The organism is Streptomyces sp. NPDC087859 (genome assembly GCF_044742595.1).
In the GTDB taxonomy this organism is placed as follows: Bacteria; Actinomycetota; Actinomycetes; order Streptomycetales; family Streptomycetaceae; genus Streptomyces; species Streptomyces canus_F.
In genome coordinates this window covers 14,083-37,842 of the sequence record NZ_JBIUUU010000039.1, presented here as the reverse complement: position 1 = coordinate 37,842, position 23,760 = coordinate 14,083, and the positions used below count along the sequence as shown (strand labels likewise).

23 protein-coding genes are annotated in these 23,760 nt (G+C 66.2%); 8 read left to right on the top strand and 15 right to left on the bottom strand.

The features are described 5' to 3' along the window. The 5 genes from ACIOHP_RS49535 to ACIOHP_RS49515 all read right to left on the bottom strand — a co-directional run. On the bottom strand, positions 1 to 233 hold a 233-nt coding region (locus tag ACIOHP_RS49535; RefSeq protein ID WP_401898396.1), incomplete at its 3' end, for a transposase. 246 nt (positions 234 to 479) lie between these two features. Continuing rightward, complete coding sequence (locus ACIOHP_RS49530; protein ID WP_401898394.1) at positions 480 to 1,394, bottom strand: DAPG hydrolase family protein; 915 nt, start codon at positions 1,392 to 1,394, stop codon at positions 480 to 482. Positions 1,395 to 1,441: 47 nt separating this feature from the next. Then, positions 1,442 to 1,648, bottom strand: coding sequence for a DUF1427 family protein (locus ACIOHP_RS49525; protein ID WP_401898392.1), 207 nt, complete (start codon positions 1,646 to 1,648; stop codon positions 1,442 to 1,444). Then, a complete protein-coding gene (locus ACIOHP_RS49520; protein ID WP_401898391.1) occupies positions 1,645 to 1,809 on the bottom strand; it encodes a DUF1427 family protein in 165 nt (54 codons plus the stop codon). Before ACIOHP_RS49520 ends, ACIOHP_RS49525 begins: the two co-directional genes overlap by 4 nt. Beyond that, the gene (locus ACIOHP_RS49515; protein ID WP_401898389.1) at positions 1,802 to 3,505 is read right to left on the bottom strand and encodes a CocE/NonD family hydrolase; all 1,704 of its coding nucleotides are present in this window, start codon (positions 3,503 to 3,505) and stop codon (positions 1,802 to 1,804) included. The genes ACIOHP_RS49520 and ACIOHP_RS49515 overlap by 8 nt, the downstream gene beginning before the upstream one ends. A 95-nt stretch (positions 3,506 to 3,600) precedes the next feature. Between ACIOHP_RS49515 and ACIOHP_RS49510 the strand changes: the two genes are divergently transcribed. Further along, entirely contained in the window at positions 3,601 to 4,218 is a 618-nt protein-coding gene (locus ACIOHP_RS49510; RefSeq protein ID WP_401898388.1) for a TetR/AcrR family transcriptional regulator, read from the top strand. Positions 4,219 to 4,493: 275 nt separating this feature from the next. Here ACIOHP_RS49510 and ACIOHP_RS49505 read toward each other — a convergent pair whose 3' ends face one another. Further along, positions 4,494 to 5,075, bottom strand: a complete 582-nt coding sequence (locus tag ACIOHP_RS49505; RefSeq protein ID WP_401898387.1) for a TetR/AcrR family transcriptional regulator — start codon at positions 5,073 to 5,075, stop codon at positions 4,494 to 4,496. 366 nt (positions 5,076 to 5,441) lie between these two features. On the opposite strand from ACIOHP_RS49505, the gene ACIOHP_RS49500 reads away from it, so the two are divergent. The 4 genes from ACIOHP_RS49500 to ACIOHP_RS49485 all read left to right on the top strand — a co-directional run bounded on the left by ACIOHP_RS49500 (position 5,442) and on the right by ACIOHP_RS49485 (position 10,323). Continuing rightward, positions 5,442 to 6,440, top strand: a complete 999-nt coding sequence (locus ACIOHP_RS49500; protein ID WP_401898385.1) for a VOC family protein — start codon at positions 5,442 to 5,444, stop codon at positions 6,438 to 6,440. Then, positions 6,437 to 7,333 carry a fumarylacetoacetate hydrolase family protein gene (locus ACIOHP_RS49495; RefSeq protein ID WP_401898383.1) on the top strand — a complete coding sequence of 299 codons (897 nt, stop codon included), beginning with the start codon at positions 6,437 to 6,439 and terminating at the stop codon, positions 7,331 to 7,333. Before ACIOHP_RS49500 ends, ACIOHP_RS49495 begins: the two co-directional genes overlap by 4 nt. 20 nt (positions 7,334 to 7,353) lie before the next feature. Beyond that, complete coding sequence (locus ACIOHP_RS49490) at positions 7,354 to 8,961, top strand: bifunctional 3-(3-hydroxy-phenyl)propionate/3-hydroxycinnamic acid hydroxylase (protein ID WP_401898381.1); 1,608 nt, start codon at positions 7,354 to 7,356, stop codon at positions 8,959 to 8,961. Between the two features lie 789 nt (positions 8,962 to 9,750). After that, positions 9,751 to 10,323 (top strand): hypothetical protein, encoded by a 573-nt coding sequence (locus ACIOHP_RS49485; protein WP_401898379.1) that lies wholly within the window; start codon positions 9,751 to 9,753, stop codon positions 10,321 to 10,323. A 768-nt stretch (positions 10,324 to 11,091) separates the two neighbouring features. On the opposite strand, the gene ACIOHP_RS49480 is transcribed toward ACIOHP_RS49485, so the two are convergent. The 5 genes from ACIOHP_RS49480 to ACIOHP_RS49460 all read right to left on the bottom strand — a co-directional run bounded on the left by ACIOHP_RS49480 (position 11,092) and on the right by ACIOHP_RS49460 (position 16,218). After that, complete coding sequence (locus tag ACIOHP_RS49480; protein ID WP_401898377.1) at positions 11,092 to 11,805, bottom strand: YcnI family protein; 714 nt, start codon at positions 11,803 to 11,805, stop codon at positions 11,092 to 11,094. A 15-nt stretch (positions 11,806 to 11,820) separates the two neighbouring features. Next, positions 11,821 to 13,329 (bottom strand): beta-propeller fold lactonase family protein, encoded by a 1,509-nt coding sequence (locus ACIOHP_RS49475; RefSeq protein ID WP_401898374.1) that lies wholly within the window; start codon positions 13,327 to 13,329, stop codon positions 11,821 to 11,823. A 178-nt stretch (positions 13,330 to 13,507) separates the two neighbouring features. Next, entirely contained in the window at positions 13,508 to 14,140 is a 633-nt protein-coding gene (locus ACIOHP_RS49470; RefSeq protein WP_401898372.1) for a hypothetical protein, read from the bottom strand. Beyond that, positions 14,137 to 14,748: a sigma-70 family RNA polymerase sigma factor gene (locus ACIOHP_RS49465; RefSeq protein ID WP_401898369.1), complete on the bottom strand. Its 612-nt coding sequence runs from the start codon at positions 14,746 to 14,748 to the stop codon at positions 14,137 to 14,139. The genes ACIOHP_RS49470 and ACIOHP_RS49465 overlap by 4 nt, the downstream gene beginning before the upstream one ends. Positions 14,749 to 15,261: 513 nt before the next feature. Next, entirely contained in the window at positions 15,262 to 16,218 is a 957-nt protein-coding gene (locus ACIOHP_RS49460) for a DMT family transporter (RefSeq protein ID WP_401898366.1), read from the bottom strand. Positions 16,219 to 16,368: 150 nt separating this feature from the next. On the opposite strand from ACIOHP_RS49460, the gene ACIOHP_RS49455 reads away from it, so the two are divergent. Next, positions 16,369 to 16,827, top strand: a complete 459-nt coding sequence (locus tag ACIOHP_RS49455; protein ID WP_401898365.1) for an Lrp/AsnC family transcriptional regulator — start codon at positions 16,369 to 16,371, stop codon at positions 16,825 to 16,827. Positions 16,828 to 17,162: 335 nt separating this feature from the next. Here the strand turns inward: ACIOHP_RS49455 and ACIOHP_RS49450 are convergent, their stop codons facing one another. The 3 genes from ACIOHP_RS49450 to ACIOHP_RS49440 form a co-directional block, all read right to left on the bottom strand. After that, complete coding sequence (locus tag ACIOHP_RS49450; protein WP_401898363.1) at positions 17,163 to 17,993, bottom strand: oxidoreductase; 831 nt, start codon at positions 17,991 to 17,993, stop codon at positions 17,163 to 17,165. A 125-nt stretch (positions 17,994 to 18,118) separates the two neighbouring features. Then, a complete protein-coding gene (locus tag ACIOHP_RS49445) occupies positions 18,119 to 19,141 on the bottom strand; it encodes a DUF4331 family protein (protein ID WP_401898362.1) in 1,023 nt (340 codons plus the stop codon). Between the two features lie 215 nt (positions 19,142 to 19,356). Beyond that, positions 19,357 to 20,265, bottom strand: a complete 909-nt coding sequence (locus ACIOHP_RS49440; protein ID WP_401898359.1) for a helix-turn-helix transcriptional regulator — start codon at positions 20,263 to 20,265, stop codon at positions 19,357 to 19,359. A 150-nt stretch (positions 20,266 to 20,415) separates the two neighbouring features. Here ACIOHP_RS49440 and ACIOHP_RS49435 point away from each other — a divergent pair, with 150 nt between their 5' ends. Next, complete coding sequence (locus ACIOHP_RS49435; RefSeq protein ID WP_401898356.1) at positions 20,416 to 21,432, top strand: aldo/keto reductase; 1,017 nt, start codon at positions 20,416 to 20,418, stop codon at positions 21,430 to 21,432. A gap of 106 nt (positions 21,433 to 21,538) precedes the next feature. Here the strand turns inward: ACIOHP_RS49435 and ACIOHP_RS49430 are convergent, their stop codons facing one another. Beyond that, the gene (locus ACIOHP_RS49430; RefSeq protein ID WP_401898355.1) at positions 21,539 to 22,201 is read right to left on the bottom strand and encodes a TetR/AcrR family transcriptional regulator; all 663 of its coding nucleotides are present in this window, start codon (positions 22,199 to 22,201) and stop codon (positions 21,539 to 21,541) included. Positions 22,202 to 22,329: 128 nt separating this feature from the next. On the opposite strand from ACIOHP_RS49430, the gene ACIOHP_RS49425 reads away from it, so the two are divergent. Then, a complete protein-coding gene (locus ACIOHP_RS49425) occupies positions 22,330 to 23,202 on the top strand; it encodes an alpha/beta hydrolase (RefSeq protein WP_401898353.1) in 873 nt (290 codons plus the stop codon). Positions 23,203 to 23,760 lie beyond the last annotated feature (558 nt).

Here is a 23,760-nt window from a genome sequence, read left to right as displayed (position 1 = left end):
TCGGCGTTCTGCCTGCGCAGCCGCCTGAGCTCCTCACGCTCCTGCGTGGTGAGCTCGCCAGGGCGGCCCTCCCCCTGGTCTGCCTTGGCCTGGCGGTACCAGCCGCGTAGGGACTCGGAGCTGATGCCCAGCTCCCGGGCCACGGCGGTGACCGTCTTGCCCGAGGAGTCGACGAGCGCGATGGCGTCCCGCTTGAACTCCTCGGTGTACCGCTTCGTGTACTTGCTTCCCACCTGGTGCTACTTCCTCTGGAACCTCAGGTCCCAGTCTCCAGGTGTCCACAATCAAGGGGAAGCTTCAAGCTGCGGTAACAGGTCTTCCAGCCGTGTCGCAAACACCACCAGGATGGCGCCGCCAACCGGCCGACACCACAGGCCAGCTGGCCCGATCACCGGCTACGAAAATCTTGGAAGACCCGAACGTCTGACAGTCCCGAGGGCTTTCGCGCGAAGCGTGCTGTGTTTCGGCCGTGGGCCCGATTACGGGGTGCCGTTGAACTCCCCGTGGAGACTGGGCAGGAATGAGGCGAGATGGTTCATTTCGGCGGCGCAGTGGTAGAGCAGGTCCTGGCCGAATGTCGGCCCGATCACTCTCTTGCTGAGGCGGGGCAGTGCGGAGTTGCCGAGCTTCCGGCCAGCCTTGCCTGACAAGAGGCTGGCGCCGCGGCCTGGCAGGTCGCGGCCTGGAAGGTTGAGGATCTCGGTGTCGCTCAGGAAGAACCGGCTGCGCATTTCCGCACCGTCCGAGGTGGGGCGCACCTGGTGGATGAGCCAGCCCTGTGCGACGGGGTAGCGGCTGAGGCCGACCCGGGCGCAGATGACGGCGTGCCCGGGGCCTGGCTCGTCGAAGCCGAGGCGGGTGGGGTCGATGAAGCGGATGGCGAGGCGCTGGAGGGAGCCTCCGACGTATTCGTCGACGTACGACACGTTGTCGATGTAGCGCTGACGGTCGGTCAGGGTGCGGTCTGTGCTGCGGTCCTCGCCGAGGGCGGAGAACTGGTGTGCGTCGGGGTACCAGAGCTTGTACCGGGCGGTTTCGGTGGAGTGCCAGCCGAACCACCAGTCCCACATTTCACCTGTGACGCCCGGCATCTCGGTGAGCACAGAGATCATCAGGCCACCGGGAACGCGGGTCCAGCCGGTTTCCATCTTGTGGTAGCCCGGGCGGGACATGATGCGGGCGGCGTCATTGATGGTGTAGGCGTACTCGGTCGGGGCCATGCCGCTGATCAGGGCCTCTTGGATGTGGTCCTGGACGGGCTGGGTGTCGGGGCGGAAGTACTTGGCGTAGGGCTTGTACTTGTCGTCTCGGCGGTAGCCGAGGTAGCGGGATTCCTCGGCGTAGCTGGCAGGGAAAGGGGCTTGGTCAGCAGCCGAGGGTGCGTAGTGGATCATGAAGGCGCTTCCTGCGGGGTGTGATGAGACTGGGGAGGGAGCTGGGTCTACTCCTGTGGATCGTCCCGGTGTAGGGGGCGGGTCCGGGTGACAACGGCCCGCGTGGCATGTTCACCCAGGAGAATGCCGAGCAGTCCGACCAATGCAGGCCAGGGCGGGGCCGGGGAGGGAGCTCCCAGCAGGACGTAGAGCCCTCCGGCCAGGAACCCGACCAGGACGGACGCGGCGATCTGCTGGGACGCTGTGGCGCTCACAGCAGCGCACTCAGGACTGTGTGGCCGAGCAGCATGCCCGCCAGTCCTGCGAGGCCGTATAGGGGCGGGGCCGGGGAGCGGACGCGCAGCAGGGCGTACACCGCCCCGACCAGAGCGCCTGCGGCCAGAGCCTGGGAGTAGGCGAGCATCGTCTCAGTCACCGGTCTGCCGGTCTTCGTGGTCGGCCTCGATGATGGGGAGGAGGAGCACGGAGTCATGCTCGGCCCCGGTATGCAGGATGTGCCGGGCGGTGTTGTTCACGAAGTCGTGGCCGTTGACGAGATGTTCGGCGGGCCAGCGGTAGATGTCGGCGCCGGCGATGGTCAGGCGCAGTGTCTCTCCGGGGTGACAGTGTGCGGTGATCGGCCAGATCTCGATGTCGAGGCGGACCGGTCCCTTCTCGGGCAGGGGCAGGTCGCGGCGGTGGGCCTGCACGGGCTGCTCGGGAGTGGACAGGTCGGGGTCGAGTTCACGGCGGCTGGCACGCATCCAGCCGTAGGCCAGAGGCCCGTCGTCGAGGTAGGCGACCAGTGGATAGGGGACGCGGTTGCCGTCGGTGTCGATCTTGTCGAGGGTGACGAAGACATCCATGTCCGCGGCGCCGGGTGACTCTGTCCACAGCGCCAGGGAGACGGGACCGGCCAGGTCGGTCGTCTTGTCGAAGGTGAGATGGAAGACGGCCTTCTGGTCGCCGGCGTGCCGGTAGGGCTCGGTGGGAGACCTGGTCGGGTCGTACTCGGCCGTGGCGGGGTTCTTCGGGACTTCGTTGGTCAGCCGGCTCGTTGCGGCGTCGAGGTGGAAGGGGGTGTGACGCACGCCTGCGGGCGGCCAGGAGACGTCGTCTCGGACGGGGCCGGTCTCCGTGCGGTCGCGGTACTCGACGCGGACGGCGGGCCAGGAGTCGAGGCTGCTGTCGACGCCCTTGAGGAAGCGGTCGAAGAAGGCCCGCTGACGCTCGACGTTTTCGGGAGCGTAGTAGTACCGCCACTCCTTACGGCCGTGAACGTCGAGCCATTTGTGCTCGGAGTTGACCCGGCGGTACGCCTCCAGGGTTCCGCGGGTGTGGGTGCCGTGGTTGCCCATCGAGCAGACGAAGAACGCCGGCACGTCGATGTTCTCGAGCTGGAAGGCCCGTTCCTGCCAGTAGTCGTCCAGCAGCGGGTGCTCGATCAGCTCGCTGAAGACGTCCTCGGTCCTGTTGCGGCCGTAGCCGGTCAGCGCGCCCGTGAGGTGCCCGGAGAACTGGGTCTCCAGGATGCCACCCTGAAAGATTGACTCTCGGTAGGTGTCGGAGATGCCCTCGGAGGGGTTGATGGCGGCAAGGTGCGGCGGTCGGGTGGCGGCCACGGTGTACTGGGTCATTGCCAGGTAGGACACCCCGCTCATCCCGACTTTGCCGTTGCTCCAGGGCTGGGTGCCCGCCCACTCGACGAGGTCGTACCCGTCTTCGGCCTCCTGCGGACTCAGGTAGGTGGCGTCACCCTCCGACCACCAGGTCCCGCGCGGGTCGGCGTAGATGACCGCGTAGCCATGACTGACCCAGTACGGCGCCACCGGCGCCTCGAAACGCGTCCCCTCGGGCAGAGGGGGCTCGATGTCGGCACCCGCGGCCAGGATCGGCGGGAAGCCGTTGTGCTTGCCGTAGGGCCCGTAGGCCAACAGTACGGGAACCTCCTCGGCGCCTTCGGGGCGGACGATGTCGATGTAGATCGTGGCGCCGTCGCGCATCCGCACGCCTACGTCCCGCTCGCACCGCATGCCGTCCTCGACCCAGCTTGCCGGCCTGAAGCCCGGGTAGCCGCCGCCCTCCGGCGGTTTGGCGCTGCTGAAGATGTGCTGTGCAGGGGTGTCACTCACGACAGCCTCCAAATTAGAGCGCACACTCTGGTATTGCCTGTATTAGAGTAAGCCCTCTGGTTCGCGGTTGTCACGGGACAATGAGGAGATGTCGGATGACGGAGCAGCGGGACGGCATGCGGCAGCCCCTGCAGGCCCGTAGCCAGGACTCGGCGGCCAAGGTGATCGACGCCGCCCTTGCGATCCTCGGGAGCCAGGGCCCTGGGGCGCTGACGATCGCCGCTGTAAGCAAGGTTTCAGGCGTGTCCAACGGTGCGATCTACCACCGCTTCACCGACCGCCGGACCCTGCTCGTGGAAGCCCAGGACCGTTTCCTGGCTCGAATCGAGGACGCGTGGCTCTCTCACACTGCTGCGGTCTGGGCCATCGCTGACGACGACACGCTCCTGCGGCGCATGATCGAGGCTTTCGCGGCCGTCTTCACCGAACACCGCCTGGTCTTCCAGGCGTTCATGCTCAGCGGATACGACGACCCGCAGCTGCGCGCACGTGGCACGGGGAGCACCCTGCGCGCCGCGCGGGAATTCGGCGCTCTCCTCGCGGAACGCTTCGGCACGACGGCGGAAGCGGCAGACACCGCCTTCCGCATCCTCTGGGGGCAGGCCTTGTCAACGGCGCTGTTCGCCGACGAGGAGATTACAGAGGTAGCCGTCAGTGAGCAGAGTCGCCAAGAGCACATGCTTCAGGCACTGAAAGCCGTGCTGAATCTGTGATTCGCCCTCTGGCAGCCGCCCAGCCCTGCCGCTGGCGGCCATGGCCTGACGAACCCATCGTGCCCGCACCCGGGAGGAGACAGGGGCAGCCGGCCCGGTCGACGGGTGAGAGCTCCACCGCGCGCCCCCTTCGCACCGGGGCCACCATGCTGGTCACACTCGTCCCAAGGCAGGGGGCCCGCCCTGCGCACCACTGGCCCGCACCTCAACACTCGTTGCGGGCTCCTCGCCCGTGACGACGTTGCCCGGTGACCGGCTCGTCGCAAGAGCTTTGGTCAGAGAATCGGGACGATGAAGCGCAGGCAGTTTTCGACATGCCTCATCGGTTCCGCCTCATCCGAGCCGCTCCACTCGATCAGTGCGGCGTCGATGGCGGTGGCGATGAGCGCAGCCAGACAGGACAGTTCACCTTCGGAATAGGCCAGTCTGGACTCGGCGGCGATGAAGGCTTTGACCACTTGGGCAAGAGGGTCGCGGTCGTAGGCTCGCTTCGCCTGCAGACCAGGGTTGTCGCGTACGAGCTGCAGCCGCGTTCGCAGAACCCTCAACTCGCTCTCGGGATAGGCCAGAGCGGCTTCGATGGCCGCCGTGATCCTTGCCGAGACCGAGCTAGCTTCCGAGGGTTGGTCGAGTTCCGCGGAGAGTCGGCCCGAGAGGTCGTCGAGGCCCTCCCAGACGATCTGCTGCTTCGTTGAGTAGAAGCGGGCCAGACTGGACCGGCTGATCCCCACAGCGGCTGCGATCTGTGTCGTGCTGACCTCCTCGAACCCTACTTCCCTGAGGAGGGCCAGCGCAGTGTCCCTCACATGGTGGCGGTCGATCTGAGGCGGCCGTCCTCTGGGGGCCGTCTGGGTCAAGGTTCCTCCATTTTATGAAACAACGTGTCATTAATCGTATCCCAAATGGCCGCACCATGCCGCCTTCAAGCAGTCTGCGACCCCGATGTGGCGACACTTTCGAGAGTTAACCGGACAAAGCCTCCCCTTTTGCACCTTTTTATTTATCGGACAGTGTGCTAAAAAGATTCCAGTTCCGAGCCGCATGCCTGTGCCTGTATCACGAGCCGCTTACGGCGCAGAGAGCTTCGGACGAGGCACTGCACCATCCCCAACACGGTGCCCAAAGCCCTCATGCGGGCAGCGCCCCCAGCCCTTCGCTTCCCCTGAACACCACCGGGGGACGAAGGCTCGGTGAAGCGCGCCCGCCAGCCAGAAGGGACAGAGATGGACTCTCTCATCGCGCACCTCGCACACGTCGAGATCCTCACACCCCAGCTCCAGGCGAGCGCTCAGTTCTTCCACGATCTCGTCGGCATGGAAGTCGTCTTCGAACACGGCGATTCGATCTTTCTCAGAACGTGGGGTAACTACCTCCCGTACGACCTGATCCTCACTCAGAGCCCGACCACGGGTCTCGGCCACATCGGGTGGCGTGCCAAGAACGCCGAAGCCCTCGACCTCGCAGCACGCAGGCTCGTTCCCGACAACGGTGGGCTTGGCTGGCAGAAGTCAGCACCCTGTCAGGGAAAGGCCTACGTCTTCGTCGGGCCCAACGGGCAGAAGCAGAAAATCTTCTGGGAGGCCGAGCACTACCAGGCACCTGAGCACCTTGCCTCGCCGCTACCCACCCGCCCGCAGCGAACTCCCGCCCGCGGAGTCGCCGCCCGCCACCTCGACCATGTGAACTTCCCATCGGCAGACGTCCTCGCGGACGCTGACTGGTACTCGAGGAACCTCGGCATCTTCCTAACCGAATGGACGGAAGTGCCCAAGGAAGGCCTGGCCATCTTCGCAACCCTGTCCACCGGATCGGCGTTCCAACTGGCTTTCCTGCGCGACGACTCCCCCCACCGAGGCCGGTTCCACCACTTCGCCCTGCAAGTCGACGAACGTGCCGACGTCATTCGTGCCGCGGAGATCTTCCGCGAAGCAGGAATCGCCATCGAGTGGGGCCCGGGGCGCCACGGGCACGGAGAGTCATTCTCCGTCTACGTACGCGAACCCGGAGGAATGCGCCTGGAGATCGTCTCTCCCGGCCTCCAGCGCATCGCCCCAGACCACAAGCCGGTCAAATGGGCTCCCTCCGAAGGATCCGCTGACCTTTACCTCAGCAACCCGCTGCCGGAAGCATTCCTCGAAGTCTTGCCAACCATCTCAGACACCGACCAACAAGCGTCCGCCATCGATGTGGCTGGACTCGGCAACCCCTGGGGCGAAAAGTGAAGTTCGCAAACATCAACGGCCGTCTCACCCTCGTCACCGGAACCTTGGGCGGCATCGATCTGGCACGCGCCACCGGGGACGACACCCTGGCCGACCCGCACATCGCACTGTCGCGGTGGGACGAGGTCACGGAGCTGGCAGCCACGGTCGACCAGTACGGGCCTTCCGCCGGTGCAACCATCATCTGGAGCCAGAACGACCTCCTGTGCCCCTCACCGACACCCGGGCAGATCCTGTGCATCGGCCTGAACTACGCGACGCACGCCATCGAGTCCGGCCTCGCGATTCCCGAGCACCCCTACGTGTTCTCGAAACTTGTCTCGTCCCTCGCCGCCCCGTACGGATCAATCGGGGTACCCAATCCCACGATCGACTGGGAGGCCGAAGTCGTCGTCGTGATCGGCAAGAACTCCTACCAGGTCCCTGAATCCGAGGCATGGAGCCATGTGGCAGGCATCGCGGCCGGCCAGGACATCTCCGACCGCTCCGTGCAGAGCCGGCTCGGAGTGAACTCCCAGCCCACCTTCGGCAAGTCCCGTCCCGGCTACGGACCGGTCGGACCCTTCATTGCCACACTCGACGAGTTCGACGATCCCGACGACATCAGCGTCGGCTGCACCATCAACGGCGAGACCGTCCAGAGCGGGTCCACCAAAGACCTCATCTTCAGCATCCCGAAGCTGATCGCCTACCTCTCCGGCGTCGTCGCGCTGCGACCTGGCGACCTGATCTTCACCGGAACCCCCGCGGGGGTCGGCATCGGCCGCACCCCCCCACGTTTCCTGAGCGACGGAGACGTCCTCGAAACCGCCGTCGCCGGGGTGGGGACCATGCGCCACGAGATACGCGCCCAGCAGCCCCGGCCGGCACGAGCTACGGCAGCGATCCGGTGAACGCCGGAGGGAAGGACAAAATGCCGATCGACCTCGACGTTTGTATCGTCGGGTACGGCCCAGTGGGCCAGAGCCTGGCTGCCCTGCTCGGCCACAAGGGCTGGAAGGTCGGAGTGTATGAACGCTGGGAACTGCCCTACCCCCTTCCCAGGGCCGGGCATGTCGACGACGAGACCGTACGCATCTTCCAGTCCATCGGCGTTGCCGACGCCTTCGAGGTGAAGGCCATCCCGGCCACCGGATACGACTGGGTCGACGGCAAGGGAGACCTTCTCTTCCAGATCGACTGGGGCAAGCCCACCAAGTCGTCCTGGCGATCCGACTACATCTTCTACCAGCCCGACCTGGAAGCCCTGCTCTCACAGGCAGCCGAAGCCAACGACAGCGTCCTCATCCACCGCGGCTGGGAAGCGACCGATCTCCAACAGCACGAGAACTTCGTAGAGGTGACCTTCCACGGCGGGACCCAGGACGGTCAGACATGGGAGCCGAACGGCTCCACCACGACCATCCGCGCTCGCTACGTCATCGGTGCCGACGGAGCCAACTCGTTCGTGCGGAAAGCAGCCGGCATCACCTGGGACGACTTCGGATTCTCCGAGACACTCTCCATCGTCGATGCCAGACTCCACGAACCTGACCAGAAGCTCGCGATGCCCAGCTCCGGTCAGATGTGCGACCCGAAGCGCCCCGTAACCCTCTTCCGCTGGCTGGCACGTGGGCACGCCCGGTGGGAGTTCATGCTCATGCCGGGGGAAGATCCCGCCGAACTAGTCAGTGAGGCGAGTTGCTGGAGCAAGCTCGAACGCTGGGGCGTCACCCCCGAGAACGCGACGCTGGTTCGACGAACCCTCTACACCTTCAACTCTCTCGTCGCCCACGACTTCACACGCGGTCGCGCGATCCTCGCTGGTGACGCCGCGCACCTGATGCCACCCTTCCTGGGGCAAGGGATGTGCTCGGGAATCCGCGATGCGGCCAACCTCGCCTGGAAGCTGGACCTGATCCTCAAGGGCACCGCCTCGGAGGACCTTCTGCAGACCTATACACAAGAACGACGCGGCCACGTCGAAGAGATCACCCGGAGCGCGATCGCATTGGGCGCCATCCTCTGCGAAACCGACCCGGAGAAGGCGGCCGCGCGGGACGCCGAAATCCGCCGGAGCGGACTGCCGCCCATGCCCCCGATGCCAGCCTTGAAGGCGGGCTTCCTCAACGAAGACAATGGCGCGTCCAGCGCCAGCGGTCAGCTCGGAGTGCAGGGCCTCATCGTCCACGAGGGCCAGATCAAGCGGCTCGACGACGTCACTGGACCGGGGTGGACGTTGTTCTGTGGTGATCGCCTTCTCGCCGAGAACGCCCGCCGCATCTGCGATGCGGTGTCCAGATTTCTGACAATCAACGTGGTCTACACCTCCCGAGCCCACGTGGAATCCCCGGACTCCTACGTCGACTTCGACGGCACGTACGACCACTGGCTCGACACTTCGAACGCCCAAGCGATCCTTGTCCGCCCAGACTTCTACATATACGGACAAGCGAGCACGCCGGCAGAAGTCGTACATCTCATCAATGGAGTGGTCGGCCGCTTGCGGAATCGACTGGATGCTGAGGCCAGTTTGTGTTGACGAGCAGTGGCTTGTCCACAAACTGATCGTCGGGCGGATACGGGCAAGATCAGCCGCTGTTCAGCAAGGTCTACCTGGCGACCAGGACGACGACTGCCTCGGTCCACAGAACGCCAGGAGGGCCGGCTGGTGGAAGTCACCCTTCCGCGTACCGAGCATTTCCGCTCGGCGCCGCCTATGAGGCCTTCGAATACGACCCGGGCATGTTGCTGAGCACCGATCAGAGCACGGCTCTGCCCGAGCAGACCCGCAAGCAGACTGCGACACCCGCTCCCCCTGGTGGAGCGGGTTCGACAGCTCATGTCGGGACGTCGGAGCTGCCGACGCGCGGGCAAACTCAGCGAACTGCGGCGACCCTACCCAGGTGCCGATGGCTCTGAATGAAGCGTTTGGCTGCGGACGGATGCGGCGAGCGCCAGGAGCAGACCCACCCCGGCCCCCCGCAAGCGTCGTGGCCCTGGCGCACTTCCCCCCGGCGGCCGTTCTGGCGAGCGGTGAGGACGTAGGGCGCCGGATTCGCTGGCAGCTCCTGGTCCCGAACGGCCGTCCTCGGTCAGACAGCGGCTGCAGTCGCCCCGGCGACGACGATCGGACCGTGTGGGCAACGTTGGAGGAGGTCACCAGCTGGTACGCGACCGCACGCGTGTGGCAGGCCCGCCGCGCCGAGGTCTTGGGTCGCACAGGACCGTCGCGGCTGGCGTGCGAGGTACGTGGTCGCCGTAGCCGTATCGGTCGACTGAAGGATCGTCGGGCTGGCGGAGGAGGCGCCCGCACCGTCAGGATGCCGGCATGAATGAGGCGTGGGGGGCGGTTGTGGCGGCGGTGGCCGCCGGTGTGTTCGGTGTCGGCGGCGCCCTCGTGGGCATCTACGTCGGCCGTAAGCAGACGACCGATCAAGCGCAGGTGGAGCACGAGCAGTGGCTGCGTGGCGAACGTCGAGAGGCGTACGTCGCCTACCTTGCTGCACATGACGCAGCCAGCATGGGCATCATGGACGTGGTGCTCCATCTGCCGCGGCACATCATTCCGGCCAGCTGCGACGAGACACGATTCGACGAGGAACGCAACGCGTTCTTCAATACCGCAATCGGGGAGGCGATGGAGCCAGCACACCGTGCTGTCGAAGCCGTCAAGCTACTCGGGCCGACAGGTGCCTCCCTCGCTGCCTCGAAAGCAGACGAGAAGCTCAACGAGCTCGCGCAGACCATCGCCTTCTGGGGAATCAGCAACCCTGTCACTATCGGGGTGCAGGCCAAGCAGGCGGAGTTCATGCAAGGGATCTCGGCGGTGGCGCGCCTCCGAGAGGAGTTCTTCGAGCAGGCGCGGCAGGTGATTGCCAAGGCTCCGAAGCCGGGCGACTGAACCCCGGGCTAACCTGCTGATCGCGCCGCTGGTTGTGGGGCCGGGCCGTTTCTCCTCACCCTGGAGGTCAGCCGTGACCGCCGTATGCGTGGATGACGACTGCTTCGACGTCGGGCACGGCGGCGCCTGCCGACGGTTCCGGGCGGTCTCGGACTCCGAGATTCAACGCGGGCTCTGCACGGCGAACGGGACTATCCAGGACGACTCTGACCCCGTGCCCCCGCTAGCTAAGGCGGGATCCTCGACGGGGTTCCCGCCGGCACTGGCGCGCTGCGTCACATGCTGGAAAGGCGAAGATCCCCGGGCCAGGAACCGCATCGGATACCAGATGCGGGGCTCTGTTCCCAGCTGACACCATGATCGTCACGGGACGATCATGGGGCCCGGTTCATGGTCGATCCACAAGGAAGAGCGGCGGACACCAAAGAACCGCGTGGCCGGTGTTCGTGTCGACCGCGGCGTTGCGGCGGTGGCGGCGCGCGGAGTCTGACTCTGTGCGGGCAGCTGCGATGAGGAGGGCGTCACGGTGGCTGGCAGCGTCCAGGACCCAGGTTTGTGTTCCGTGGATGGAGGGCTCCGCCGTTGAGGAAGTGGTTCGGAAGGTTACCGACCATAGGGGCATGGTGCATTCCTTACGTTCGCTGCTGTACCTGCAGCCTTCGGCCGGTGAGGACCGGTAGGGGATCAGCGCCTATGCAGCGGAGAGGCGAGGCTGATCGCCTCTGCCTCTCCGCTCATGACACGGTCAGTTCCTCACCTCTGTTGCCCTCACGGGCGTTTGGGGGTTCCGCGGCGCAGGACGACCACCGTGCCTGCACCCACAATGGCGGCGCCGGCGACAGTCCACGGGAGCAATGACACCCCGCCCGCACCTTGTTCGTCGGCGACAGCCGCTGAAGTGGGAGTCGCCGTGGTGGTGGGCGTTTGCTGCGCAGCTGCTTCCTGACGGGCCAACTGGGCCTTGGCTGAGGCGGCGTCAAGGACCAGTACGGGCGCAGGAAACTCCGGCTCCTTGGTGCCTGACTGCGGCTCGTTCCAGTTCACGACCGTTCCGTCCGAGTAGGTCTGGGTCACGTCGAAGGCGATACTCGCCTTCTTCGGGAGCGGCCCCACCTGGACGTCGAAATAGCGGTGTGCGTCCGGCTTGAGCTCATGGCCTGCCGTGGCCGTCCACATGATCTGGGTGGCGCCTTCAGGAGACGACGTCTCCTTCTGCTTCCAGCCTGAAGCCGGGGGAATCGCGGTGGACATGACGCCCTTGGGAAGGGTGACGTCGATACGCACGGTCGTGGCGTCTGCCTTTTCCGAGGGGACCCGGAACCGGAGTGTGGCAGGGCTTCCCTGCTTGGCTCCGTCGGCAAAGACTCGCACGTGTGCCGAGGCCGGTCCCGTCAGAAGGAACAGAGCTCCTGCGGCGGTTCCCAGCACCGCCGCAATCCGGTGTGCGCGCCGGCTGGAGCGGATGCGGGGTAGGCGTGTCATGGTGGCGTGAGCCTTTCAGCAGCAGTCGCAGTACAGGAGGTCGGCAGCCTCGACGGTGCTGTCCGACCCGGGGTGCATGGATGCAACCGCGGAGGACATCCGCGCCAGCGTCTGGGCCGAGGCCTTGCCCTCGGAGGTAAGGGATACGCTCACCCCGGTGAAGTCGGCGAAGGCCAGAACCTGGGGGGCGTTCCCTCCGGAGTCCGTGGTGAACGACAGCAGAGGAATCTTGCTGCCGTCCGTCTGGACAGCGAAGGCTCGGTACGTGGTGGTCGGCTGAAGGCCGCGGGCTTGAAGCTGGATCATGTCGAGTCCGCTCACCGGCCTGACGGTGGCCTCCAACTGCCGACCTTTGTCGTCGGGGCGCATGGTCTCACCCGGTGTTCCGTCGGGCAGGATGGTGGAGACGTTGCGGGGTGCGTCGCCGAGGCCTTGGCGGCCCAGGTTGGCAGCTGACCCGGTGGGCGCCGCGTTGGGCACATACACCAGGGCCTGCGGCTCCTGACCGACGCCGACGGTGTCGATGACCTTGTTGGTGGCGGTATCGATGACGTCGACGGCGTCGGACTTCTCCATGCCCACGTACATGCGGGTGCCGTCCCCGCTGGGCCACAGGCCGTGCGGTGCATGCCCCGTGTCATGGATGCGGGTCACCAGCTCAGGTGTGCCGCCGGGGTTGCGCCGGTAGACCAGGGTCTGGTCGAGGCCGCCCACGGTCAGGTACGCGAAGGAACCGTTCTTCGTGTTGGCGAAGTTGGGGTGGTTGGTGTCCGGGCCGGTCTTCAGCACGGCCGCGACCTTGCGGTGCTCGAGATCGATGACGCTGGTCATGCCGACGCGCTTGTGCGCAGCCCACAACTCCTTGCCGTCGGGCGAGATCGCCTCGTCGGAGGAGAACGTGTCACCAAGGCCCTTGATGGTGTAGCTGACCTTGTGGGTGCGCACATCGACCGCGGTGATCTCAGGCGCGCTGATGTGGTTGACGTAGGCGGTCTTGCCGTCTGGGCTGAGAACGACCTTGGAGGGTCCTTCGCCGACCTTGATGTTGGTGACCACACCGCCGTGGACCGCGTCGACGACGGTGACGGTGTCCCGGCCGCGGTCGGCGACCCAGAACTGCTTGCCGTCCGCGGTGAAGGTGCCCTCGTGCGAGGCGCGCCCGACGTCGGTTTCGCTGATCACCTTGTTGGTGGCGGTGTCGATGATGTCGACGGTGTTGCTCGTGACGCTTACGACGCCGAGGCGGGTGTTGTCGCGGGAGAAGGCCAGACCGTGAACGCCGACGTTGTCGGTGTACTGGGGGCTGAGGGTGGCCCCCAGCCGCTGCGCGCCGAGGGCGATGGTGCCGAGTGTCTTGTTGGTGGACGGGTCGATGACCGTGACCGTATTGGAGGTCTGGTCTGCGGTGTAGACGCGGTCGCGTCCTGATACCGGCAGGGACACCGATGTGCCGTCGCCGGCAGCGGTCTTGACTGCCTTGTGCCGACTGGGAGAGGCGGGAGTGTCGGCCTGGGCGATACTCACCGCTCCGAGGGCTGCGGCACCGACGCCAGTCAGTACTGCGGCTGCTCGCGCAGTCCTTTTGATGGAAATCACTAACAAACCTCCACATAAGGCGCACTCTTGGGGTGCGTTGAAGGGGGCCAGGCACGCTGCTGGCCTTGATTCGGGTGGTCGAGGGCAGGGCGGTAGTCGGCCCGTGTCAGGAACTGCGGTGGGGTCCCACCGGGGTTTGGGCGATGAAGCGCCCGTCCGCGTCCTGGACGTAGAGCGTGGTGATGGTGTCCTTGTTCATGGCAGAGGTGAGCCTGACGCGTACGGGGCCGCGGCTTTGACCGCTCGCCTGGACGCTTCCGGCCTGGACCCTTTCGCCACGGGCGTTGCCTGTCATCAGCCGGTAGGTGTCGCCGTCCTGCAGCCCGGACAGCGACACTGGGATTTCGGTGCCCCAGGCGTGCGCGATCATTTCTCCGTCCTGGGCGACATGAACTGAGGCGACGGACGTGCGGGTGGTATCGCCCGAGGTCACCACGACCGCCACGAAGGCTGCGCACGCTGCAAGCACCAGGGATGCGATTCCGGCTGCTGCTCGACGGCGAATGCGTCCCCACTTCCGCTTCAGCGCTACAGGGACTGCCTGGCCTGCACCGAAGGCGGATGCGACGTGGAGGGAGTCTGCACGCTCGAAGGTCCGCATGACCCTGAGCACGCCTTCCAATTCCTCGGAGCATCCTCGGCACGACGCCACATGGCGGGTGAGAGGGGCAGGCAACGGCTTGTCCAACAGGAAGAGTTCGGTGGCTTCCTCGCGGATCGCACCGCAGACGTCGTTCATGGTGCCAGCCATCCGTTCTCGTCGAGAATGCCGCGCAGTGCCCGAATGCCGTGGTAGAGACGGCTACGGGCGCTGGAAGCCGCAAGGCCCAGCTCGTCGGCCACGTCAGCGCAGGTCCTGCCCAGGAAGTACACCTGGATGATCACTTCCCGATGGTCCGGGCTGAGTCTGCCCAGGGCTTCGCGCAGCTCTATGCGCGCGAGCAGCTGGTCATACGGATCGACCTCCCGCGCTGTCGTGACCTGCTCTGCCTGGTCTGCATGAGCCATGGGGGGCCGGGCTTCCCGACGCCGGTGTGCGTCCACGATCGCGTTGCGGGCTATGGAGTACAGCCAGGTCCGCAGACTGCCCCGCTTGCCGTCGAAGGAATCCGAAGCACGCCAGGCCCGCAGGAATACCTCCTGCACGACTTCTTCCGCCAGTTGCGGGTCACCGAGCTGGTTATGAGCGAAGCCCAACAGCTCACTGCCATACTCGCAATAGGCGGCTCGTACCCCGGCTTCACTATTCAATGACGCGTCTTCAGTTTCTTTCCGCCAGACGCGCCATGTCCGGACGCCCACTACGAGCACCTGCCGATTCCGGCATGCCATGTGTTCATCCGGCATCCTCCGATCTGGCCTTGCTTGATTGCGCTAGGGGATACGCAGCCGAAGAAGGCGGCGTTGTCGCCCATGTGTGTGTCCTGTGTCACGCCCTAAGAGGGGTGGCGCGCGTGATCGCCGGCCGCTCGCCCCGGGGTGTGCGGCAGGACGACTGCTGAGATGTGATTCCGCGGCGAGGGCGTGTGATCTGCGATGTCTTCCGGCTGTCGTGCTCATCGCATTGCCGCGGAGGTCGGCCTGCGCGTGCCGTCGAGGGCGTCGACAACCCGGGCGTCGTGACCCGTCGCAGGGCCGTCGGCGCCCAGGCTGTTCGGCCACGGGACCGAAAAGGCAAGGCATGCTTTTGCGGGTACAGGCAGGGATGGCCGGCAAGTAAGGGAGTTGCGCACTTCAAGCCAGATGAGGATGTATGGGGATTCACCAAACAGTGATCGCAGGGCGAATTCTCCACGGTTCTCCAGGCATCTCATCCAGTTTGATGTACGGGCTGAGGTCCCTTTCGAGGAGATGTCGTGTTCAGGCTTGTCCTGCTTCATTTCCCACGCCTGACTTACCGGTTGTCACAACTGATGCATCCTGCACATCGGAACGGCTGCTTTCCGCATTCGAGGGCGAGGAAGGCTCTGTCCTGGTCGGCCGCCGGGCGGCCACGGCAGCACCCGCAAGAATCAGCACAGTCCCGGCCACCATGTGCGAGGTGACGGGTTCGGCAAGCACGGCTACACCTGCCACGACGGCCACAACGGGGGCGAGGTAGGTGATGAAGGATGCGCGTGCTGGGCCTTCGGCGCGGACCAGGGCGAAGAAGCAGGTGAAGCCGCCTGCGGTGCAGGCGACGCCGAGCGCAGCTACGGCCAGCAGGACCCGGGCGCTGATCTGCGGTGCCGGTTCGAGGGCCGCGCCGGCGACAATGAGCGGACCGGCGGCCAGGGTCAGCATGCCTGCGGTGACGGTCAGAGGGGGCATGGTGGGGAACTGTCGGTGCATCAGCAGCGCGCCCACCGCGTAGAAGGCCGCGGCGGCCAGCACGAGCACGGCACCTCCACCCACACCCTTGACCCCGAGCAGGACGACCACGCCGATGAATCCCAGGGCGACTCCAGCAAACGCACCGCGCGCCAGTCGCTCTCGCTGGCCCCAGAACAGGTTGAGCGCCAGGATGAACAGCGGCTCTGTGGCGATGAGCACCCCCGTGAGGCCGGAGGGAACCGTGCGCTCTCCTACGGCGATCAGCGTGAAGGGCGCCATGACCTCCACCCCGGCCAGGAGCAGCAGCGGGCGCCAGTGCTCGCGCAGGAGCTGCGGGAGGCCGCGGCGCCACGCCAGCGGCAGCAAGACCGCGGCTCCCAGGGTGACGCGTCCGGCCACCACACTCACGGGCCCCAGGCCCTCCAGGGCCACGCTGATCAAGAGGTAGGGGACCCCCCACAGAAAGGCCACGGTGAGGAACAACAGCAGGCCACGGCGACTCATCGGCAGACTCCACGGATACATACGAAGGACGGCAAGTCCAAGCGGACACTGAGACCGTACGTATGCCTGCCGCGATGCCGGAATGCACTTTGTGCGGCTCGATCGGTGGTTGGCTTGCCGTTTGTTAAGTTTTCGGGTGCGATTGAGGGCATGGCATCCCTCGACTCCATCGACTGGCAGCTCCTGGACCTGCTGCAGGAGGACGCTCGCTTCGGTTACCGCGAGCTCGCGCGCCGGGTCGGTCTGAGCCCGCCCGCTGTGGCGACCCGGGTACGGCGCCTGGAGAGCCTCCAGGTGATCACCGGATACAGCGCCCGCGTCGATCCGGCCAAGGCGGGCTGGCCGGTGCAAGCTTTCATCGTGTTGTCCACCACGGGTATCCGCCAGTCCCACCAGGTGGCGCACACTGCCCGAGCGACTCCGCAGATCCTTGAAGACCACCGCGTCACCGGCACCGACGACCACATCCTGCGCATCGTCGCCCATGAGGTCGGCGCCCTTGAGCCGCTCATTGACACGCTGAACGAACTCGGCAAGCCGGCGACGTCCTTCATCCTCTCGTCCCCCAAGGAATGGGGGCCGCTTCCGTCGCCCGACACAACCGCCTGACACGGATACCGGTGGAAACCCCACCAAAGCGACCATGCCGAGAGAAGACCTTCCGCGGCCCAGCGAACGCTTGACCGGCTCAACCGCGGAAGGTCTGCAGCTGCGCCTCACTGATGAACGGAGCCGCCGGATCAGCTCCTAGCCCGGGATCGAACGAGGCCGGTGCCGGCTATGCCGTCCGAAGTCTTCACGCTCCGCCACCGTGTCGGCAGGCGCAAAGATCCATTTCAGGCCCGGTGGGGCGCAGGCCATGCACTGGCGCGAGGCCCGTGGCGGCGGGCGACGTGCGCACCGGTTGTGCTGTCGGCGCGACGTTCCGGACGGCAGCCGACGGCTCAGCTGAAGTCGCTGGTGACCGCGATGTGACGCCAGGCGTCCATCTCCTTACGGACGCCATCCAGCTTGGCCTCCGCCGCTTGGAGCGTGTCGGAGCCCAGTTGCAGGCGCAGCGGCGGCTCCGCACTGGCGGCCATGTCGACGATCACCTGGGCGCCCTTGGCCGGGTCGCCCTGCTGGTTCCTGTTGATGCTGGGAACCGCCTGGCGCATCGCACCGGAGGTGTCTGCATAGTCGTCAATCGGCTCATCGACGGTGTGTAGGCTGCTCGGCTCGAGGAAGTCTGTGCGGAAGTACCCGGGTTCCACGAGGGTCACGTGGACGCCGAGCGGTGCGAGTTCGGCGTGGAGGGCCTCACTGAAGCCTTCGACGGCATATTTGGTCGAGGCGTAGATGCCCCAGCCGGCCAGGCCGCCGAAGGCTGCGATCGAACTCATGTTGATGATGTGCCCGGAGCGCTGCTTGCGCAGGATGGGCAGGACCGCGCGCTGGACTGCCAGCAGTCCGAAGACGTTGGTCTCGTACACCGCGCGGACAGCGGCGTCGTCGGCTTCTTCCACCGCGCACAGCAGCCCTCGGCCCGCGTTGTTGACCACCACGTCAATGCGGCCGAACTGGCCCACGGCCGCTGCAACCGCCGTCTCGATCCCCGCGGGATCTGTGACGTCGAGCGGCAAGGCCAGCAGTTGGTCGCCGGCGCCCGGGAACTGGCTGAGCACCGCGTCCGCACTGCGGGCAGTGGCGACGACTCGATGTCCCTCCTTCAGAGCAGCGCGGACAATCTCCGCCCCCAAGCCGCGGGACGAGCCCGTCACGAACCACACACTCATTGAACAGCTCCTTGCAGTGAAGAACCGGGCCGCCGTTGCGGCCAGGCGATGTCCCGAGATCCACGTTGGCTTTCAGCTGGTTCCGCGTCGCTGGGTCTGCTCAGCTTCGACGGCGTGGGCGCCGGTCACTGGGCGACGACGTACGGGAAGTGGTCGTTCTGCTGGGCCTTTGTGGTGGCCGGGGAAAGGCCGCTGGGCACCGGCATGTTGGTCACCAGCGACATCATCACCTCGGGTGCATTGTCCGCGCGGGTGCGGCCGTTGCGGGCTGCGAAGCCGAAGGAGGCGGGGGTGCCGACCTCATAGGGCAGGACGTCCGGGAGGAGTTGTGCGGCGACGGCCTGCCCGTAACCTGCGGGGTCGGCCGAGGTGCCGGTGGCCGCGACCACGGCGGCGATCTGATCGGCGATGGCCCGGCCGTCGGCGGCGACGTCCTCTGACGGGTGGCGGGTGTTGGCGGGGTTGGAGAAGTCGGTGTCGTCGGGCCAGAAGATCGGCCACATCATCGGGTAGCCGCCCCGGTTGATCTGCCGCCAGCCGCCCGCATCGGTGGCCAGCTTCGTGGCGCACCACACTCCGGTGCGGGCTCCGGGCCGCAACCGGTCGTGAGTGTGGGGGACTTCGAGGACGATCGCCTCCACCGTCGTACCGGCGAAGGTGTTCTGTGCGCTCCGAGGGTCCCAGGACGACAAATCCACCGCAGTTCCCTTTCCTACGGCGCCGTTGACGGCGCCAAGCAGGGAAAGGTCGATGTAGAAGGCTTCCTGGATACGGCCGGCCCAGGCACGGATGCCAGCCGCTTCGGCCGTCTCGCCGGTGTAGCCCTCCAGTACCAGCTCGCCTTCGGCGGCGTCACCCTGGGCATCCGCGTCTATCAGAGAGTGCAGACGCAGCGCCTGCCGGCCACCCGCGTCGGGCTCGCCGAAGGAGAACCGGAAGGTCAGCGTCTCCTGGTCAGCGCCGTCGAAGTTCACTTTGATCTCGTAGCGCGCTTCGTGGTGGAAGCCGGGCTCGGCGTACACCCCGGTGATGTTGGAGTTCACGTCCATGACGAAAACCGTGCTGTCCTCACCGGGGAAGACATACAGGTCGTCGATGAACAGCTGGCCGTTCTGTGCCGCCAGCGGAGTGTCGAGGTGATGAGACATGGCGGGTCCTTTCGCGTTTTTACGTGTTCGGAGTTCGGTTGTGCTAGTTGAGCGAGTGGTTTGAAGTGCCTATCGAAATGGAAAGAAATTCTGGTCCGCGCGCGCCGGTATTTTGATCAGGTCGAAGCGCAAATTTCAGCGGAGCCGCGTCGGCCGCCTGACCATTTGCGGTTCAAGTTTTCGGGGCCATTACGACGGCGAGCGGCGACCAGTGGCTACGCTGTCCCCTCGGGGTCCGCGATCGCGGTATCTGCAGATGCCGGCTTCGCGGTGCTGCCGGCTTTGGATGTGGCCGACCAGCTCGCCAGGAGCGCTAGGGCCTCGGCGGACGGTGAGTGAGCCTCGACGGTGTGCGTCCCGAATGTCAGGTCGGGCTCGCCGACCGGTGTCATGGCCTCGTAGCCGAGTTCCAGGTCGCCGACCAGGGGGTGGTGGTACCTCTTGCTTCCGTACTCGCGCCGGTACACGTCGTGGTCGGCCCACCAGCGGCGGAAGTCATGGTCACGCACGGCCAGCTCGCCCACGAGGTCGGCGAGTTTCGGATCATGGGGGTGGGTGCCGGCGTACCGGCGCAGTTCGGCGACTACCGTGCGGGCGGTACCTGCCCAGTCGTCATACAGTTCGCGGGCTGCCTCGACCGTGAACAGGTAGCGGAGGATGTTCCGCTGTCCCGCGGGCAGGAGATCCAGTCCGGTGTAGAACGCTGCCCCGAGGTTGTTGATGGCGATGAGGTCGTAGCGGGGTCCGAGAACGAGCGCCGGAACGTCGGTAACGGCGTCCAGAGCGCGGCGGAGCCCAGGGCGCAGGCGCACGGGGGCTGTGCGCGGCTGTTTGGAGCTGGGCGGGCTGGCCAGTGCGTGGAGGTGGTCCCGCTCAGCGGCGTTCAGCTGCAGTACCCGGGCGATGGCATCGAGCACTGATGCCGACGCGGTCTTCCTGCGGCCACGTTCCAGCCGCTCGTAGTACTCGGCGCTGACACCGGCGAGCAGGGCCACTTCTTCGCGGCGCAGCCCCGGTACCCGGCGGATACCCATCGACGGTGGCAGCCCGGCATCCTGCGGCGAAATGCGGGCGCGGCGGGTGCGTAGGAATGCACCCAGGCCGTCAGCGGCAGGTTCGTTCATGCAATCCAGACTAACGATTTCCGTGAGCTTCTGAGGGGGGTCTGTTTGTCCCCCCTCAGGTCGTAGCGGGTCACAGGTGTGTGTTCCGCCAGGGAAAGCTGCCGTGTTCCTCTCGATAGGAGAAATGCATCCGCGACATTTGGAGTGATCATGGATCAGCGCACGCTGGGGGCATCGGGCATCGTGGTGAGCGCCATCGCATTCGGGGCGATGAACTTCGGCTTTCCCGGAGGCCCGACCGACGAACAGGCGGTGGCCATGGTCCACCGGGCGCTGGACGCCGGGGTCAACCTGATCGACACCGCGGACGTTTACAGCAAAGGCGAGTCGGAGCGGGTCGTAGGTCTGGCCATCGCGGGACGGCGTGAAGAAGTCGTCCTGGCAACCAAGTTCGGCCTGCCGATGGGAGAGGACCCGAACGAGAGCGGCGGCTCGGTGCGCTGGGTCAGGCGTGCTGTGGAGGACAGTCTGCGGCGGCTGGGCACCGACTACATCGACCTCTATCAGATGCACCGGCCCGACTACCGGACGGACCTGGAGGAGACTCTCGGCGTCCTGACGGACCTGGTGCGGGAGGGCAAGGTTCGCGCCATCGGATCGTCCACCTTTCCGGCCGAGCTGATCGTTTCGGCCCAATGGGCTGCCGAGCGCAGCGCCAGTCGGCGTTTCATCAGCGAGCAGCCCCGTTACTCGATCTTCAACCGCCGGCCGGAGACGCACGTGTTCCCCACCCTGCAGTCGTTCGGGATGGGCGCGCTCACTTACGCACCGCTGGCCAGCGGCTGGCTGGCAGGCCGCACCGATCCGACGGGCGGGCAGCGTGCGCAGATGGAGACGCACGCCTTCGACCTCTCCAGCCCGGCTAATCAGACCAAGGTGCGTGCAGCGGGCCAGCTGCGTGAGCTCGCCGACGGTATGGGCGTGCCCATGACCCACCTGGCGCTGGGCTTCGTCCGGTCGCACCCTGCGGTCAGTACCGTGCTGATCGGCGCACGCACCCCCGAACAGCTTGACGACCTGCTCGCCGGTGCCAGCGTCGTGCTCGACGACGACGTGCTGGACCGCATCGACGAGATTGTGGAACCCGGCACGGACATCAACCCTGCCGACAACTTCGACGCCACCATCCCGGCCCTCGCCGACAAGCGTCTGCGTCGCCGCCGCTGATCCATGTCCTGGGTGCGACAGTAGGCGTCTCGCACCCAGGACACCGGAGAGGGCTCGACCTGTCGCGATCGCTTCCGGTGTTGGCGTTCGGGTGGTGGCCAACGTCCTACCTGTCGGCCTCAGAAGCCGCCTCGTCAGGACTCAGCAGGTACAGCTGGCACATCCTGATCAGCTCCAGCAGGAGTTGTTCCTCGCTGATCGCGTGCCGCAAGCCGGTGTCGGCACCGAACATCACTTGCCACATGGCGGTACTGAACACCGACCGGAAGATCACAGGAACCGCAGTCGCCGGGGCAGGGCAGCAGAGTTCGTCGGCCCGGGCCACCAGCAGCGAGGTGAACAACTTCTCAGCCAGTGCACTGGTCGCGTTGCCGCGTTCGCGCAACGAAGGGTCCGTGGCAGCGCGCAGAACCAGCGGTCCCATGACCGCCCTGTGCCGGGTCAACTGCTCTGCCAGCGCAGCCACGGCCTCGGCGATCAGGTCCCTCACCGGGGTCTGCTCGGCACGTTCCAGGCGGGCGAAAGCCTCACGCAGGTCCGCGTCCACGGCGTCCAGCATGTCCCGCTGGACCGCGCGCACCAAGCCGCCCTTGTCCTGGAAGCGTTCGTAGACCGACCCGACGGACACGCCGGCCGCTGCCGCGACCTTTGAGATCACCATCCCCTCCCACCCGGATTCACTCAGCGCCTGCCCGGCCGCATCCAGGATCTTGCGTTGCGTGACGCGGCTGCGTTCCTGCCGCGGCTCGCGCTGGTCGGCCTGTGCCATCTGACGTCCTCGCTCCTTCATAGTCACCCCACCACTTTACTGAATCTGAACTCAGATTCGGTTACGGTGGGCGCGTCCACGGATCGGCCGGCGGGCACATGCGCCCGCCCTCGCACCAGGAGCACGTGATGGCTTCGACGTCCATTACCTTTCCCTCCGACGGCCAGCAGCTGGCAGGAGACCTCTACCTGCCTGATGGCATCACCACCCCCGTGCCGGCGGTGGTGATGGCCGCCGGGTTCGGCGGGGTCAAGGAAATGCTCATGCCTCCCTACGCAGCCGCACTGAACAAAGCCGGCATCGCCGTCCTGGCCTACGACTACGCCAGCTTCGGCAGTAGTGAGGGTGAACCCCGCCAGCACATGGACCTGGACGCCCAACAGCGTTCCTACCGCCACGCCCTCGACTACCTCACCGCCCGCAGCGACATCGACACCAGCCGGCTCGGGGTCTTCGGCACCAGCATGTCCGGTGGGCACGCTCTGGCCCTGGCGGCCACCGACACCCGCGTGAGCTCAGCCGTCGTCCTCGTCCCCTTCACCGGCCTGGACACCTCCACCTTGGACCCCGGCGTGCTCGACATGTTCGCGGACGCTGCCCGACGCCAGGCAGCCGGAGAGCAGCCCGCCATGATCGCCAGTACCGGCAAGCCTGGTGACATTGCCGCGATGACCAGTGACGGCGCCTGGGAGTGGATGGAACGGATGACCGCCGACGCCCCCACCTTCCGCAACGAGGTCACCCTCGCCTCGCTGTGGAACCTCGCGAACTACCACCCGACAGGCAACCTCGGCGCCATCACCTGCCCTGTCCACGCCGTCCTCGCGACGGACGACGCCATCACCCCGGCATCCGCCGCCCGCCTCGCCCTCAGCCAGATCGAACGGCTGGAGATCGTCGAGATCCCGCAGACACACTTCGAGCTCTTCACCGATCACCTGCAGGAGACCATCGACCTCACCAGCCGCTGGTTCGCTCACGATCTCCACGCCACCTCCTGACCCCGCACCGCGAAACCCGCTGAGCCGGATAACCGTCGAGGCAACTCCGGCCGGAAACGAGCACCTTGGGGCAGGACGGCCCCCTGCGCTGTGTTCGCACCGATCAACGGCCCAGTGCCCCGCGAAAGTTCGCGAGTACCTGTCGCTACCGCAGCCGCAACGCGCCGCGGCCCAGCAAGCATCGCGCCAACCCGTCGGCGCAGGAACTTCCGCAACCAGTTGACGTACAGATCGAGGACAGGCCTACCTGGGTTCGCACTTCTTCCCGGGTATGGATGAGGAGCCGCCATGAGTACACCCACCAAACCCGAAACCGATCAAAGGAAGACACAGCGCCCCGGCGCTCTGCCTCACCGCAACCTCCCGACGACGGGCCCTGACCTCGACATCGATCGAGCCGTACCCGCGAAAGCTCAGTGGATGGCCGAGTACCGGGACAAAGCGCAGCACTCCGGCCCGACGGCAGCGACCTGCCTGGCTTCGGCCGCGCGAACACAGGAAAGGGCCCCTGCCGCAGGCGGCAGGACCCCTGCTCATGTTCGGCATGGAAACGCTGTG